This window comes from Exiguobacterium artemiae 255-15 (assembly GCF_000019905.1).
GTDB lineage: Bacteria > Bacillota > Bacilli > Exiguobacteriales > Exiguobacteriaceae > Exiguobacterium_A > Exiguobacterium_A artemiae.
The window spans coordinates 1519567-1533931 of the sequence record NC_010556.1; the positions used below are offsets into that span (position 1 = coordinate 1519567).

General features: G+C 49.2%; 20 protein-coding genes. 12 read left to right on the forward strand and 8 right to left on the reverse strand.

Features of this window, described 5'->3' with window-relative positions; all coding sequences use genetic code 11:
- Positions 1-121: 121 nt before the first annotated feature.
- From EXIG_RS08000 to EXIG_RS08010, 3 genes are read right to left on the reverse strand one after another with little or no spacing between them, the layout of a single operon-like run.
- On the reverse strand, positions 122-886 hold the full coding sequence (locus EXIG_RS08000) for an ABC transporter permease (RefSeq protein WP_012370425.1): 765 nt from the start codon (positions 884-886) through the stop codon (positions 122-124).
- Positions 883-1773 carry an ABC transporter ATP-binding protein gene (locus tag EXIG_RS08005; protein WP_012370426.1) on the reverse strand — a complete coding sequence of 297 codons (891 nt, stop codon included), beginning with the start codon at positions 1771-1773 and terminating at the stop codon, positions 883-885. Before EXIG_RS08005 ends, EXIG_RS08000 begins: the two co-directional genes overlap by 4 nt.
- Positions 1757-1999, reverse strand: coding sequence for a PLDc N-terminal domain-containing protein (locus EXIG_RS08010; protein WP_012370427.1), 243 nt, complete (start codon positions 1997-1999; stop codon positions 1757-1759). Before EXIG_RS08010 ends, EXIG_RS08005 begins: the two co-directional genes overlap by 17 nt.
- A 181-nt stretch (positions 2000-2180) precedes the next feature.
- Here EXIG_RS08010 and EXIG_RS08015 point away from each other — a divergent pair, with 181 nt between their 5' ends.
- On the forward strand, positions 2181-2705 hold the full coding sequence (locus EXIG_RS08015) for a transcriptional regulator (protein ID WP_012370428.1): 525 nt from the start codon (positions 2181-2183) through the stop codon (positions 2703-2705).
- Between the two features lie 50 nt (positions 2706-2755).
- Here the strand turns inward: EXIG_RS08015 and EXIG_RS08020 are convergent, their stop codons facing one another.
- The 3 genes from EXIG_RS08020 to EXIG_RS08030 all read right to left on the reverse strand — a co-directional run bounded on the left by EXIG_RS08020 (position 2756) and on the right by EXIG_RS08030 (position 4720).
- A complete protein-coding gene (locus tag EXIG_RS08020) occupies positions 2756-3289 on the reverse strand; it encodes a DUF4256 domain-containing protein (protein ID WP_012370429.1) in 534 nt (177 codons plus the stop codon).
- A gap of 22 nt (positions 3290-3311) precedes the next feature.
- Positions 3312-3839, reverse strand: coding sequence for a recombinase family protein (locus EXIG_RS08025; protein ID WP_326930229.1), 528 nt, complete (start codon positions 3837-3839; stop codon positions 3312-3314).
- A 254-nt stretch (positions 3840-4093) separates the two neighbouring features.
- Positions 4094-4720: an NAD(P)-dependent oxidoreductase gene (locus tag EXIG_RS08030; RefSeq protein ID WP_012370431.1), complete on the reverse strand. Its 627-nt coding sequence runs from the start codon at positions 4718-4720 to the stop codon at positions 4094-4096.
- Positions 4721-4848: 128 nt separating this feature from the next.
- Between EXIG_RS08030 and EXIG_RS08035 the strand changes: the two genes are divergently transcribed.
- The 4 genes from EXIG_RS08035 (at position 4849) to EXIG_RS08050 (ending at position 7557) form a co-directional block, all read left to right on the forward strand.
- A complete protein-coding gene (locus EXIG_RS08035; protein WP_012370432.1) occupies positions 4849-5265 on the forward strand; it encodes an Rrf2 family transcriptional regulator in 417 nt (138 codons plus the stop codon).
- Between the two features lie 55 nt (positions 5266-5320).
- A complete protein-coding gene (locus tag EXIG_RS08040; RefSeq protein WP_012370433.1) occupies positions 5321-5719 on the forward strand; it encodes a hypothetical protein in 399 nt (132 codons plus the stop codon).
- A gap of 93 nt (positions 5720-5812) precedes the next feature.
- Positions 5813-6505, forward strand: coding sequence for an ABC transporter ATP-binding protein (locus tag EXIG_RS08045; RefSeq protein ID WP_012370434.1), 693 nt, complete (start codon positions 5813-5815; stop codon positions 6503-6505).
- Between the two features lie 62 nt (positions 6506-6567).
- Positions 6568-7557: an LLM class flavin-dependent oxidoreductase gene (locus EXIG_RS08050; protein WP_012370435.1), complete on the forward strand. Its 990-nt coding sequence runs from the start codon at positions 6568-6570 to the stop codon at positions 7555-7557.
- 37 nt (positions 7558-7594) lie between these two features.
- On the opposite strand, the gene EXIG_RS08055 is transcribed toward EXIG_RS08050, so the two are convergent.
- On the reverse strand, positions 7595-8323 hold the full coding sequence (locus EXIG_RS08055) for an SDR family oxidoreductase (RefSeq protein ID WP_012370436.1): 729 nt from the start codon (positions 8321-8323) through the stop codon (positions 7595-7597).
- A gap of 106 nt (positions 8324-8429) precedes the next feature.
- Between EXIG_RS08055 and EXIG_RS08060 the strand changes: the two genes are divergently transcribed.
- The 7 genes from EXIG_RS08060 (at position 8430) to EXIG_RS08090 (ending at position 13919) form a co-directional block, all read left to right on the forward strand.
- The gene (locus EXIG_RS08060; RefSeq protein WP_012370437.1) at positions 8430-8873 is read left to right on the forward strand and encodes a hypothetical protein; all 444 of its coding nucleotides are present in this window, start codon (positions 8430-8432) and stop codon (positions 8871-8873) included.
- A gap of 291 nt (positions 8874-9164) precedes the next feature.
- Positions 9165-9707: an alkaline shock response membrane anchor protein AmaP gene (gene amaP, locus EXIG_RS08065; RefSeq protein ID WP_012370438.1), complete on the forward strand. Its 543-nt coding sequence runs from the start codon at positions 9165-9167 to the stop codon at positions 9705-9707.
- A gap of 15 nt (positions 9708-9722) precedes the next feature.
- Positions 9723-9929, forward strand: coding sequence for a DUF2273 domain-containing protein (locus EXIG_RS08070; protein ID WP_012370439.1), 207 nt, complete (start codon positions 9723-9725; stop codon positions 9927-9929).
- A gap of 47 nt (positions 9930-9976) precedes the next feature.
- Positions 9977-10420 (forward strand): Asp23/Gls24 family envelope stress response protein, encoded by a 444-nt coding sequence (locus EXIG_RS08075; RefSeq protein WP_012370440.1) that lies wholly within the window; start codon positions 9977-9979, stop codon positions 10418-10420.
- A 156-nt stretch (positions 10421-10576) separates the two neighbouring features.
- A complete protein-coding gene (locus EXIG_RS08080; protein ID WP_012370441.1) occupies positions 10577-11335 on the forward strand; it encodes an SDR family oxidoreductase in 759 nt (252 codons plus the stop codon).
- Between the two features lie 167 nt (positions 11336-11502).
- Positions 11503-12423: a methyl-accepting chemotaxis protein gene (locus EXIG_RS08085; RefSeq protein WP_234944517.1), complete on the forward strand. Its 921-nt coding sequence runs from the start codon at positions 11503-11505 to the stop codon at positions 12421-12423.
- Between the two features lie 158 nt (positions 12424-12581).
- Complete coding sequence (locus EXIG_RS08090) at positions 12582-13919, forward strand: MATE family efflux transporter (protein ID WP_012370443.1); 1338 nt, start codon at positions 12582-12584, stop codon at positions 13917-13919.
- On the opposite strand, the gene EXIG_RS08095 is transcribed toward EXIG_RS08090, so the two are convergent.
- Entirely contained in the window at positions 13916-14299 is a 384-nt protein-coding gene (locus EXIG_RS08095; RefSeq protein WP_012370444.1) for a hypothetical protein, read from the reverse strand. The two genes, EXIG_RS08090 and EXIG_RS08095, sit on opposite strands and share 4 nt — an antisense overlap.
- Between the last annotated feature and the right edge of the window lie 66 nt (positions 14300-14365).

Genomic DNA, 14365 nt, shown 5'->3' on the forward strand with positions numbered 1-14365 from the left:
ACCGTTCTTGATATACAGAAAATCCCATTTTCATTTCCGAAAGTCTCGAACATCCTAAACACGGCACCCGCTTTGGCAGGTGCCGTGTTGTCGTAGCCATGAAAAGGGAGATGGAAAATCGTCAATTTTTGAGCTTTTTACTAGCCCACATGAGATTCAAAAAGGTGAACAGCAAACACGAAAAGATACTTCGATATGACACAACAGACGATCTGACCAGTTGATGCTCCGCGACGTTTAGGATCGACGAGGGGAACCCATCAGAAAAAACAGGATCAAGGTTCTTGAGGACCAGAAGCAGAAAGCTGATTCCGATGGCAGAGATCGCAATCAGGACCTGATGTCTTACATACATACTGATGACGATGACCAGACTGATCAAATAAAGAATCCACAAACTGTAGAGAACGGAAAAAGAAATCAATTTTGTCATCGGGAACGCGCCGAACAAATACACGGTACAGCCGTAGGAGGTCAGAATCCCGAATCCAAGACTGAACATGCTGATGAACCAATGGGCAATCAGTTTGGCGGAAACATAACAGTGTATCGAAACCGGGCGCGTCAGAATAAAATCCTGCATCCCGTTTTGACGGTCCGTTGCAATCAGTCCCATGAAGCTGATCAGTAAGATAATCAGTCCGATTTGATTAAATTGACCGGAAATGGTCGATAAAAATACTTCGTTTGCTGTCGGAGCCGGTTTGTCCGGGTCGAGGATGACTCCGATCGAACCGCCCATCTGTTGCAGAATGAGGTCCATATACAGATTAATCAACGGTTGGGTCAAACCGAGTAGAACAAAAAAAATCGTCAACCAGACGTATTTATATTCCTTTGCCGCTTCTGTCAGTTCTACCCTTACAAGTGCTGTGAACTGACTCATACATCCGCCGCCAGTTCGAGAAACGTGTCTTCCAGTCCCACTTCATGGAAACCGACGGATATCACGTCCAACTGTTTTAAAGAGCAGGCGGTTAAGACGTGTTTCAAATTGAACGCATGTGTTCCGGTGATGAGAAAGGCAACAGGGGATAGTTTTTCTACGGTGACGGATGGAAAGCAATTCAGGACCTGATCGACTGATACGGCATTCCTGAACTGAAGGCGCACCTGTTGAAGATCAATCGTTTGATCCTCCCGGTAAAGGTGTTTGATGATCCGGCCGTTTTTCATGATAATATAACGGTCACAAATCTCCCGGATGTCATGCAGTATGTGCGTCGACAATAAAATCGTCATCCGTTGCTTCAGACGCCCGATCAAGTTCCGGATTTCATTTCGCCCGATTGGATCGAGGGAGGCGACAGGTTCGTCTAAAATTAAAAGTTGCGGCTCATGCAGAATGGCTTGCGCAATTCCGAGGCGTTGTTTCATTCCGCCTGATAACTGTTCGACCGGAACATCTTGTTTGTCCTGAAGACCGACTTCTTTTAATGTTTCTGAAATACGCTTCTCTAGCAACTCTTTTTTTATGCCGGATAATTTTCCGAAAAAGAGCAAAGATTCCCGGCACGTCATCCAGGGTTTAAAATCCGTGTATTGCGATAAGTAACCGATCTGTTTTTTGTAACGTTCAATCGGTTGATCCTGAAATGAAATCTCACCTGATTCATATGAAAGAATTCCCATCAGGCATTTGATCAGCGTTGTTTTACCTGCTCCATTGGGGCCAAGCAAGCCGATGCATTCGTTTTCCTGAAATGAAAAATCAATTCCGTCGAGAATTTTTCGTTTATTCAACGTTTTGTGGAGATTATGAATGGTAATCATGACGGATGCTCCTCCTTCCGACGATCAGGTACAGGATCGGGCCAATCAGTTGCATACTTAAAATGACGAATAACCAGACATACGGCAAAGCAATCTGTTTTTTTCGGTTCGACCAGTCAAAAAGGGTAATTCCGATCAACAATACATGTAAGGAGAAAATCGGGATGAGGAGGGGAAGCCATTGCAGCCAGTCAATCTCAAGTAAAGGCGTTATCTCTGTATTCATACAGTCACTCCTTTCTATTATCATTATCGATAATGATAATTAATAAGTCAACCTGTTTTTACTTTTGATCAAATCAGTGAAAGCTTTAAAAATTGCGCTGAACATATGGTATGTTCATATAGCGGAACGTATCTTGTTTGAAATACGGCACATTTAATATTGCAGGAAGGGGAGCAATGAAATGAATTTAGATTTGTTTAAGAATCAGGTCCGGTTCAAAATCGCACTGGAATTGATTGATTGTGATGAGGGAATGTCCATCATGCAGCTGAACAAACGGCTCGATGATGTTCCCCAAGCTACGCTGTACCGTCATGTGAATGCGATGCTTCAAGATTCTTTATTGAAAGTAATCGGCGTCCAGCGTGCAGGAAAAGTCGAGGAAAAAATTTATGCCTTGAACACTTCCGGATATAAAATTAAAGAGGAAGACTGGACTTCTGCGACGTACGACGAAAAAGTCAATTTCGTTTCGCTTTATTTTATGTATATCTTGCAAAATTATAAGAACTATCAGGAGACGCTTTCTTTAACCGACAGCCCGGATCAGGCGACATTCTCGCTTGTAAAACTCAATTTACCAGATGAAACATTCCGGACGTTTGAATCCGAGCTCGCCGCTTTACTGGAAAAGTATCACGGATTATCCGCACATCACGAAGAGGTGGAGACGAAAAGAACCGTATCCTTAGTCATCATCCCATGACGGAAGATCAAAAAAATGGTCCTCAGGCCGGAAAGCTTGAGGACCATTTTTTAAATCGTTCCTAGCATGAGATACGTTCGAAATCCGCGATTGGCGTAATAGGAATCGGCACCGTTGTGATAGAGAAAAACATGACCGTATCTCCGGTCGCAATATAAAGCACCGCCTTGCGTCCGGATGGCGTCCGGAGTTTCAATCCAGCTAGACGTCTTGAGGTCAAATTCACCGACGGTCTGCAAGTGACGGTAGAGCTCTTCCGTCAGTAACCGGACGCCGTGTTCGGTTGCGCTAGCGACGGCACTGCCGGCAGGTTTATTTTTCTTCCGCTTTTCGAGCGCAAGATTGTCATAACACAAACTGCGGCGACCGACCGGACTTTCCGGTGCACAATCGACGAGAAGCAACTGACTGTCCGGCAGCAACAGGATATCCGGTTCACCGCCGGTCTGTTCCATCCAGTCAAGCGCTTCGAGCATTTCCGGCGATAACCGTGTCACGATTTCCTCCCACCGGATACCTGGATGCCGATCCGGATGATCAAGCCAGCGTTGGTGCAGGTTTTCCTGTAACGTCTCCTTGTCCATGTTTCTTCCGCCTTTCTGCCTGTTATTTTTCTAAATAACGGTAAAGGGTACTTTTGCTGATTCCGGTCTGTTCCCGGATATCGGCCAGGCTATACTCTTTGCTTTGATACATGTCAATCGCCCGTTTGACGTTTTCATCCGGCTTTCGCGGACGTCCTGTCTGTTTGCCGAGTTCCTTTGCTTTGGACAAGCCTTCACGGGTCGCCATGCTGACGACGTCGCTCTGCAGGGCGACCAGGTGCTGAACGATGTCCCGGAAGGACTGGTCAAGCGGCTTCCGGGTGTCGATCCCTTCCCGGATGGACAAAAGATAGGATTGTTTCGTATCAAGCTCGTTTAATACATCAATCAAATGACGGGTCGAATCTGCCAGCACATACAAATGCGAGACCAGGACGATATCACCCGGCGTCAGATCTTCCAACAGTTGATCGAGCACGTACCGGCGTTTCGAGGCTCCGTGTTCCTCTGTTTTAATTTCATCTGTTTCATATGTCTTCAGTACCTCAACCTGTTTTTCACAAGTCGGATCTTCAAAAAATGGTCGCATATAGCCAATTCTCATAATGTTCTCCTCGCTCGAATCATATTGCCTGTTGCCATGAAAAAAATACGTCGTCCCATTTTTCATGAACGATTGGAGTGACGCGGATGCAAGATTGATTGAGTCCTTTTCACTGAGTCACCTTCAAGTATAAGGGAAAAACAGATTGGAAGAAAGGAAGGGGATCCCGGTGAGTCATTCGCGGATTGGATATACAAAAAAACGTTCCCGTCGGACGGGAACGTCGCAGATGCCTAAAATTAGACGGATACTACAGAAATCCGTTCCTTGTCGTGGCGGTGATGCTCGACTTCATCCGCTAACGCAACGGCATAATCAGCGTAACTGATGTAACTTTCACCCGCGGCATTGACGGTCAGGACATCTTTCGCCAATTGATACTTTCCGGTCCTCGGTCCTTCCGGATCAAAGAAGGCGGCCGGACTGATGAACGTCCAGTGTAAATCAACGGTCTGTCGCAAATCTTCCAGGTTTTTCGCCTGATTCTTTGCTGTCGGCAGGTAAGCAGACGGGAAATCCGGTGTATCCGCAAGACGGAGTGTCTGTTCCTCGTCGACATACAGGCTGCCCGCACCGCCGACGATGATCAAGCGGGTCGGCGTACCGCGTAACTGATCAATCAAGTGCCGACCGAGATCGACATGTTGGTGTTCATTTCCGGGTGACGCTCCAAAGGCATTGATGACGACATCAAAATCCGTCAATTCCTCCGTCGTCAGTGCGAACGCATTCCGCTTGAGCACCGTATCGTGTTGCGTACGCGCGGCATCACGGACGATGGCCGTCAAGGCGTGACCCCGTTCTGCCAACTCTTCTAAGATAACCCGTCCTGCTTTTCCACTCGCTCCAATGATGGCAACCTTCACCAAAAACGCCTCCTTGGGATTATATGTAGCTTTACATGTAATTATTTTAGTTACAGAATTTATCATTGTCAAGCCAATTGACATTAAACGGGATGCTCATTACACTAAATGCATTGGTGGTGAAACAAATGATTAACAGTCGACTAGCGGTTTCTGTCCACATCCTGGCCTTGATCGCGACACATCCGGATCAAGCCTTGTCTTCGGACTACATCGCCGGAAGTGTCAATACGAATCCGGTCGTCATCCGTCGCTTGATCGGCTCGTTACGCCAAGCGGGATTACTGTCGACGGTCGCCGGAAAAAGCGGGGCGACTTTGACAAAAGATCCGCAGGACATTACATTACTAATGATTTACCGGGCCGTCGAACCGAAAGAGACCTTATTTTCCATGCACGAGCAGCCGAATCCGGCCTGTCCGGTCGGCCGCGACATCCAGTCCACACTCAACCAGTCATTTACCCGGGCTCAACAGGCTCTTGAAGCAGAGCTCGGAACCGAAACGCTTGCGGATATCCTCCATCGTCTTGTCCGGACAAGATGATGGTCGTCTGCCGTTTAATGAAAACGCCTTCACTTTTGAAAGGGGAAATGTCAAGATGCGACTGATCAGTTATTCAGCCGTCAGTGCAATCGGATCCTTTTTGCTGTTCACTGCCTATGCCTTCCTGACAAATATCGAAAATGAATTCCTGTATCAGTTTGGTACGTTTGCGACGACCTTGTTTACCTTTACTGTCGGTCTGCCGATGCTCTTCATTACAAGGCATTATCCGTTTTCCTTACGCTGTTTGATTTATGTGACGGCCGGTGTCTTTACGATTTTATTGTTCGTCGGATTTTATGACTATTTCGGTCAGGAGACTTTTGTCGAGTCCCGGCAAAACTTAAGCGGCATCGTCCGCTTCGCGACATTGGCCTGCCTGTTTTATATCGTGCCGTATGAATGGCTGTATCAAAAAAAATCGTCGCCACATCACCCTTCGATGTCTTCTTGACGCTGACCTTCTGAAAAGAAGGTCTTTTTTGCAGGAATTCCCAATAAAAAGGAGAAACAGGTAGACAGCTACATTTAAAGGGGGAGAACACGCATGCCAAATACATTCATTTGCCGGCAACTTGGAAAATCCTTTACCGGTGACGGCATCGAGACACATGCGTTATCTAATATCAACCTGACACTGGATGCCGGCGACTTCATTTCCATCATCGGTCCGTCCGGCTCCGGCAAATCGACGTTGCTCAGTTTGATTGGGACACTCGATCGTCCGACGAGCGGTACGTTATCCTACGGGGATCAGGCGATTCATCAGCTCAAGAGCAAAGAACTGTCCGATTTCCGGTTTGAGAACGTCGGCTTCATCTTTCAACAGTTTCATCTGATTCCGACACTGACCGCGCTTGAAAACGTCATGGCGCCGTTATTCGGGCGGAAAGTGACGTACTATAAAAAAGAGCGGGCCTTGTCGCTGCTCAAGAAAGTCGGACTGGCGGATAAAGCCGGTTCACTCCCGTCGCAGTTATCCGGCGGTCAGCAACAGCGGGTCGCCGTCGCCCGGGCTCTCGTCCACGAACCGAAATGGTTGCTGGCGGACGAACCGACCGGCAATCTCGATACCGAAACCGGTGAAATTATTTTTAACCTGTTGCGCAGTTTGAATGAAGAAAAGGGGTGCGGCGTTCTGTTCGTCACCCACGATCCCGCTCTCGCCGAACGGGCCGACCGGAAAATCGAGATGCGTGACGGTCTCGTCATCGAAGACCGCCGGCTCATCCGCGCCTGATCCCTTCTTTTTGAATTCACCGCAGCGACCGCGTACACTGAATGTGTAGAGGAGGCGAGCGTATGCGCTTAGGAATCTTGGATCAGGTCCCGCTTCACGAGGGGGATACGATCGAACAGACGATGGAGTCAACAAAACGACTGGTCGTCGAGGCGGAACGTCTCGGCTATGACCGGTACTGGTTTGCCGAACATCACAACACGAACGGTTTGCTCAGTGCGGCACCGGAATTATTCATTGCCCGGATGGGGGACGCGACCTCGAAGATTAAACTTGGTTCCGGCGGGATCTTATTGCCGCAGTATCATCCGCTCAAAATCGCCGAGTCATTTTCGACCCTTGCCGCATTTTATCCGAACCGGATCGAGCTCGGAATCGGCAATTCACCCGGTGGCAGTGAACGGACCCGGCGTGCCTTGACGGACGGGGCCGAGAATGCCGCTGCTGAGTTTCCGCGACTGCTTGATGAAGTCGACGGCTTTTTGACCGACCGGTTATCATCGCGCCACCCGTACCGGATCGTCAAGACGACACCGCGGATTAAGGAACGGTTACCGTTATCCGTGCTCGGACTGTCTCCGCGCAGTGCCGCACTTGCTGCCGAGCGGGGACACGGACTCGTGTTTGGTCATTTCATCAATCCCGACAAGTGGGAAGAAACGCTGCAGACGTATCGCGACGCATTCGTTCCGGTCGACGGACGGACACCGAATGTCATCGTCTGCGTTTTCGTCATCTGTGCCGAAACGATGGAAGAAGCGGAAGCCTTGGCACGGACGCAAGACGCCTGGATTCAAGGAATCCGGCTTGGCCATTCGATCGTGCCGTCGTTTGCGACTACAGAAAGCAAGTCGTGGAATGCCGAGCAACAACAACGAATCCAGCACGACCGCCGGCGGACGATCGTCGGGACACCGGAAACCGTCGCGCAAGAATTGCAGGAGTTGTCCGACCGTTACCAGACCGATCAGTTTCTGTTGATCAATAATGCGTTTGATCAGGACAAGCGGCTCCGGTCCTATCAGTTGATTGCCGAACGATTGCTCCATTAAAAAACACCGCCTGCGTACAGGCGGTGTTCGTTTTGACTTATTGTTGGGCAGTCGGGCGGATCAGGATTTCATTGACCGCGACATCGTCCGGTTCATTGACGGCGTAAGCAATCGCACGGGCAATGGCGTCAGCGTCCATCGCTTTTAAGTCGCCGATGCCTTGTTTGATTTCTTCGTCCGTGATGTGATCTTTCAGCTCGGTATCAACGGCTCCCGGTGAAATGATCGTCGCGCGGATATTGTTTTCGACCGACTCTTCTTTTCGCAAACCTTCCGTAATCGCACGGACGGCAAATTTCGTCCCGCTGTAAACGGCACTCGACGGCATGACGTCGTGTCCTGCGACAGACGAGATGTTGATGATATGTCCGCGTTTTTGCTCACGCATGTATGGCAGGACGGCACCAATGCCGTACAGCACACCTTTAATATTGACGTCGACCATCGTGTTCCACTCGTCCTGCTTGTTTTTGTTCAGTTTCGACAGCGGCATCAGGCCCGCATTGTTGACGAGGACATCGACCGAACCGAACGTATCCTGCGCGAGTTTTGCGAGTTGCTCGACTTGCGCCGAATCCGTGACGTCCGTCACTTGATAGACGGCTTTACCACCGAGTTGTTCGATTTCCTGTTGCAAAGTTTTCAAACGATCTTCCCGGCGCGCTGCGAGGACCAGTTGCGCACCTTGTTTAGCGAGTAACTTAGCAGTAGCTTCCCCAATGCCACTTGATGCTCCTGTAATGATGACGACTTTGTTTTCGATCATTTAGAAAACCTCCTACATATTTTTTAACTCAACTTAGAAGTATTAACCTCTTTTAAACATGAGCAAACCTCGAACGGACAGTTCGAAGACGGAAAGGATGAATACGATGCGAAAAGGCTTTTGGCTCGTTCTTCTTATAGTAGTAGTCGGATTGGTTTTATACGTCGAGCCGTTTCGCGGGTCGCCGCCGGAACCGGATGTTTCCGTCAATGGAAGAAACATCGGTGTGACCAGCGGATCGTCTTGCTGGCACAGCCTGTTGAACAGCAAATGTATCGACCTGAGTGATACGACCCCGCTCGACATGGCAGCCGACCAGACACCAACCGTCGTCAAACCCGGTCAGAAGATTAAGGTCGCCTTTAACGACGGTCCCGCGCCGGAACGGATTCAGACGGAACAATGGTTGAAGGATGGAAGGACGAAAACCGTTCAGCTGAAGAATGAAGACTTAACCGTACCTACGGAAAAAGGTCTGTATATCTATCACGTTTCGGCCTGGTGGAAGAAAGGCGATGGAAACGTCGCATTTTCTGTTCAAGTAAAATGATGTTGACAGCGCTATATCAGTGTGATAAAAAGTGAAAAACTGTTCAAAAACGAAAGTTCCTTCATCTTTTTTTGGTGAAAGGGACTTTTTTTTATTAAATATAGTAAATGGAGCACTGGATTTCACTTGCTAAAAGCTAAATTATCAGAATAATGGAACATTAATTAAAAGTGCACTTAGATTTTTTAAGGTCTAGCGAACGGGAATAAACACACCATACACATAATATTTCAGCTGGCGAAAGTCTTATGTGAAAGAATCTTACAACGTTATGTAAAAGGAGAGATGAAGATGAATGGGTTCAATCGTTTCTTACTCGTTCTCATCGGTCTGCTTGGGTTGGTGAGCGTCGGCTTACTGGTTCTCGGCGTCTACGATGTTCCACGACTCAGCCCGTTACTTGAACAATGGCAGGATCAACAATGGTACAGCTACACAGTGCTCTCGATTGGTGGGTTTTTAGCTTTCGTATTCGTTATTCTCTTATTCACCGGGTTACTCAGCCGCTCGAAAGGTCAACGGTTGTTGATCCGGACAGGAGATGGCAACATCACGATTTCGAAAGAAACCATCGAACGGACGGCACTTGAGTCGATTCGTGGGATTAATGGCGTCCGGACACCAAGTGTCCATGCGGATATCCATTCGAAGAAAGAAACAGTCGCTCTGACCGTTGACTGTTCAGTTTTCGGACAGGAAGGGTTGCCGACGATCGGGAAAGATATTCAAGAACGGGCGAAACACGCGGTCGAGTCGTTACTGGAATTACCGGTAACGAGCACGAAAGTCAAAATCAGTGATACAAAAACAAAAACGTCGGAACGAGTCGTTTAAAGGGAGGAATTGAACATGAGTACGAAAGAACAGTTGTATCCGTACCGGTTCCGATTAATCGGCGGTCTCGTTGGACTCGTGATCGCGGTTCTGTTCCTGACAATCGGTTTCGGACCCACGATGCTGTTGCTCGTCTTTACCGCGATCGGCTTTTTGATCGGGAAGTGGCAGGACGGCGCACTTGATATTGAAGGATGGATTCAGTTCTTTAACCGGGACTGATTCATATATAAAACAACCTACACATCATTCAAAAGGAGAGATTTCAAATGGCAAACGAATCATTAAACACGACTGGACAAACGGAAGAGGTACGTTCAAACAAATTAACGTTCGAAGATCAGGTCATTAAAAAAATCGCCGGGATTGCGTCAAACGAAGTCCAAGGCATTTTATCAATGAGTGGTGGATTCATGAGCGGTTTGACGGATCGCCTCCGCAGCACGGAAGACATTACAAAAGGTGTCGGCGCAGAAGTCGGTGAACGCCAGGTGGCGCTTGACCTTCGCGTCATCGTCGAATACGGCAAAAACATCCCGACGATTTTCCAGGAAACAGTCGCAAAAATCAAAAAAGCGATTGGCGATATGACAGGTCTTGAAGTCGTCGAAGTCAACATGCATGTCGAAGACGTCATGACACGGGCCGAATTCGAGGCGAAAAGCAAAAACAATGAAGCGGCGGAAGAAAAAACAAGCCGCGAATTAAAATAATCGAAACGTCCGGGAGCTCTCATCAGAGGGTCCCGGTTTTTTTGTGTTTTTCATAAAAACGTTTACCGAATTGCCATCAATTAGAGTGACTGTCCGGATGGAAAACGGGAAAAGACAAAGGAAGACTTCAATCCAATCGGAAAGGATGAGATGATCATGCGTTTAGACGGAAAAGTCATCATCGTTACCGGAGCCGCTTCCGGAATGGGTAAGGCGATGGCAGAGATATTTGCAGCGGAGGGGGCACATGTCGTTGTTTCGGATATTCACGGTGAAGCAGCACGACAAGTCGCGCAGTCGATTACTGAAAACGGCGGAACGGCACTCGCAGTGGAAACGAATGTGGCAGAAGAAACCGCCGTTCAGCAATTGATCGATCAAACCATTACGACGTACGGGAAGCTGGATGTCCTTGTCAATAATGCCGGCATCATGGACGGAATGGAAGGCGTAGGGGATATCTCGGACGAGCGCTGGGAACGTGTTTTCTCCGTTAACACGACCGCCGTCATGCGTGCGATGCGGCTTGCCGTTCCGTTGTTCCAGAAACAGGGTCACGGTGTCATTCTCAATAACATTTCAATCGGCGGGTTGAACGGTGCGCGGGCCGGAGCCGCCTATACGGCGTCGAAACACGCCGTCGTCGGCTTGACGAAAAACACCGCCTATCTGTACGCTAAGGAAGGAATCCGTTGCAACGGAATTGCTCCCGGTGCAGTCGAGACGAACATCGGTCAGTCGATGACGAACATCAATGAATTCGGGATGGGCCGGACGATGCTCGGGATGGGACTGAATCCCCGGTCAGCGAAGCCGGAAGAAATTGCCCGGTTGGCGTTGTTCCTTGTTTCCGAAGAGAGCAGTTTCGTCAACGGGGCAATTGTCATCGCGGACGGCGGCTGGAGTGCTTATTAAAGAGATTTCTTAAGGTTCCCTGATCAAAGGGGGCCTTTTTTGATTGAATAATAATTTAGAGCAGTCATTAATTGACGGAACTCTATTCAATATGGAAGGAATTAGTCGATAAAAGGAATAATAAGATAGTGTAATCCAAATGAGGAGTCTTCAGCAGACGGGAAAGGGTGGATCAATCGATGCAAGAACAGACGACACGCGTGACGGATACCCAAGTCATCCGGGCAATTGAACAGAACCTGGCGATTATCCGATTTGATGACCGACGTAAGGTCGCTTACGTCAATGAGTTGTTTGCCCGGACGATGGGGTATGAGGTCGATGAGTTAATCGGGCGGTACCACCGGGACCTTTGTTTCCCCGGATTCGCGGACAGTCCGGCTTATGAACTGTTTTGGCGCAAGCTGATGCAAGGCATCACGTATCAAGACAAAATCGAGCGGCGGTCGGCGGACGGACAACAAAAGTGGCTCGAAGCGACGTATATGCCGATTTTCTCGGAGGACGGACGGCGTGTCGTCGGCGTGTCAAAAATTGCAACCGACATCACCGTTCGACAACAGGATGTCTTGCGGATGGCAGACGAATTGAATGCCACCTCAGCTTTTTTGACGGTGAAATCAGAAAGCGGACGCCAGGATGGACTCCATGTATTGGCAACCGTTCAGCAGGTCGAAGCGGAATCGACAGCAAATCTCGCGAATCTCGTCCAACTCCAGGCGCAGACGGATTCAATCACCGATATCGTCACGACAATCCGTGACATCGCCGCCCAAACCAACCTGTTGGCCCTGAATGCAGCGATCGAAGCGGCGCGCGCCGGTGAACACGGACGCGGGTTCAACGTCGTCGCGACAGAAGTCCGCAATCTGTCCAATAAAGTCTCGCTATCGATCGGTGAAATCAAGGAGAATATCGAAGGGATCGTTCAACGGATTGAGGAAGTCTCAACGAGCATTGAACACATCTCGTTAAAAGTTAAAACAAGCAGCGGACAGCTCGAACAGACGGTCCGCGAATTTGATCTCTTGGCGGATTCTGCCAAGCAATTGGAGCAACAGGCAAAAGAATTTGTGCGGGTGTTATGACGCCTGCATGGTTTTAATGACTCATTCCTGCCTTCTTTCGTGTGATTCTGACAAGAGTCATCCGGAAGAAGGTCTTTTTACGTCAAAAATACATTATACTAAGCAGATGTTTGATGAAATCGAAAGTAGCCTGGCTACTCAAAAAAGGAGGGCTGGTCATGTCAGTCCCGACGACTGTTACGGCACGCCAGTACGGACTGCTGGCTTATCCGCTGATCCTGTCGAGTATTTTGACACCGCTGCTTGGCGTCACCGATACGATTACGATCGGACAAACCGGAGATGCGATCGCCATCGGTGCGATAGCGATCGGCGCTGTGTTCTTTAACACGATTTATTGGCTGTTCGGATTTTTAAAAGTCAGTACGACCGGCTTCAGTGCCCAAGCGAGTGTCCATCAGGATGAAACGGCGTTGCACTTTGCTTTATACCGCCCGGTTTTGCTCGGATTCATGATCGGACTCGTATTGATCCTTTTACGTGTTCCGTTGACGGCAGGGGGACTTTACTTACTGGCAGCGCCTGAATCCTTGTTGCCGGATGTCACGACGTACATTGATTACCGGATTTACGGGGCACCGTTCGTCCTGGTCGGATACGCGGTTCTCGGCTGGCTGATCGGGCAGGGGCAGGTGAAACGTGCTCTGTTGATTCAAATATTCAGCAACCTCATCAATATCGTCCTCGATGTCGTCTTTGTCCTCGGCCTCGGATACGGTGTTGCCGGTGTCGCGATTGCGACACTCGTCGCTGAAATCAGTATCGTCGCTTCCGGATTCCTGATCATGTTCCGGCAACTCGCCTGGAAAGCCGTCTATCGCGATCTCTTATTTCATGTCCAGGCGTACCGGCAGTTTTTTACCGTCAATGCCGATTTATTCGTCCGGACTATTTTTCTGTTGCTCGTGACCGGCTGGTTTACCCGGACCGGTGCGCAATTCGGACCGGATGTGCTGGCGGCCAACGCCATCTTGTTGCAAATCCAGTATGTGATCGCCTACTGGTTCGGAGGACTCGGCAGTGCTTCGACGATTCTCGTCGGACGGGCGCGGGGGCGGCGTGATGAAGCCGGTTACCGGAAAAGTCTTTCATTGACACGGCAATTCGGGATCGCTTCCATCGTGTTGATGATCGGACTGTTAGCCGTTTTCCAGGATGCCTTCCTGCGGCTGTTTTCAACCGATCCGCTCCTGCTCGACGTCTCCGCCCTGTATTATGGGTGGATTCTCGTCTTTCCGTTGACCGGTGGATTTGCGATGCTGTACGAAGGGGTCTTTTCGGGACTGGCCCGGGCAAAACCGGTCCGGAACTCGATGATTCAGGCTTTTCTTGTGTTCGGACTATTACTGCTGTCGATTTACTGGATCGGCAATCACGGGGTCTGGCTCGCATTCATTGGTTTCGGTCTGGCACGATCGCTGTCACTCCATCTGGCGGAGCGCCGGCTGAACCTGACATTTGAACGACCGGACAAAAAAACGGATCTTCCTGTTTAACGATCAACAGTGAAGATCCGTTCTTTTATCGTATTACTTTTAATTTGTTTTCGTGCATCAACCGAATCCCGGATATGTATGATGTAACGGCGTCCCTTTTGATAACCCGAGCGGGGCGGCTTGATCCGGAGTTCCTTGCCGTCAATGACTTCAAGCTCCGTCTGCATCCGTTCGCCGGTCGAATCCGTGATCGTGACCGTCCGGTCCGAGACTTGTTCCGGACGCAGTCCTTTCGAGAATTCGATATCAAACGTATGATACTTCGAAATCGTCCGCGCACGAGACTTGAAGTGGGGGCCGTCCGTCTGCTCGTCGAGCGTACAGTAACACCCGGTGAAAAGTAAGCAAACAGTGAGGATAATGGAAAATAACGGTTTCACAATCAAGCTCCTTTCAGCATATTTTTCATTATAAGACAAATAATGGGAGGGTTCAATCATTCTCGG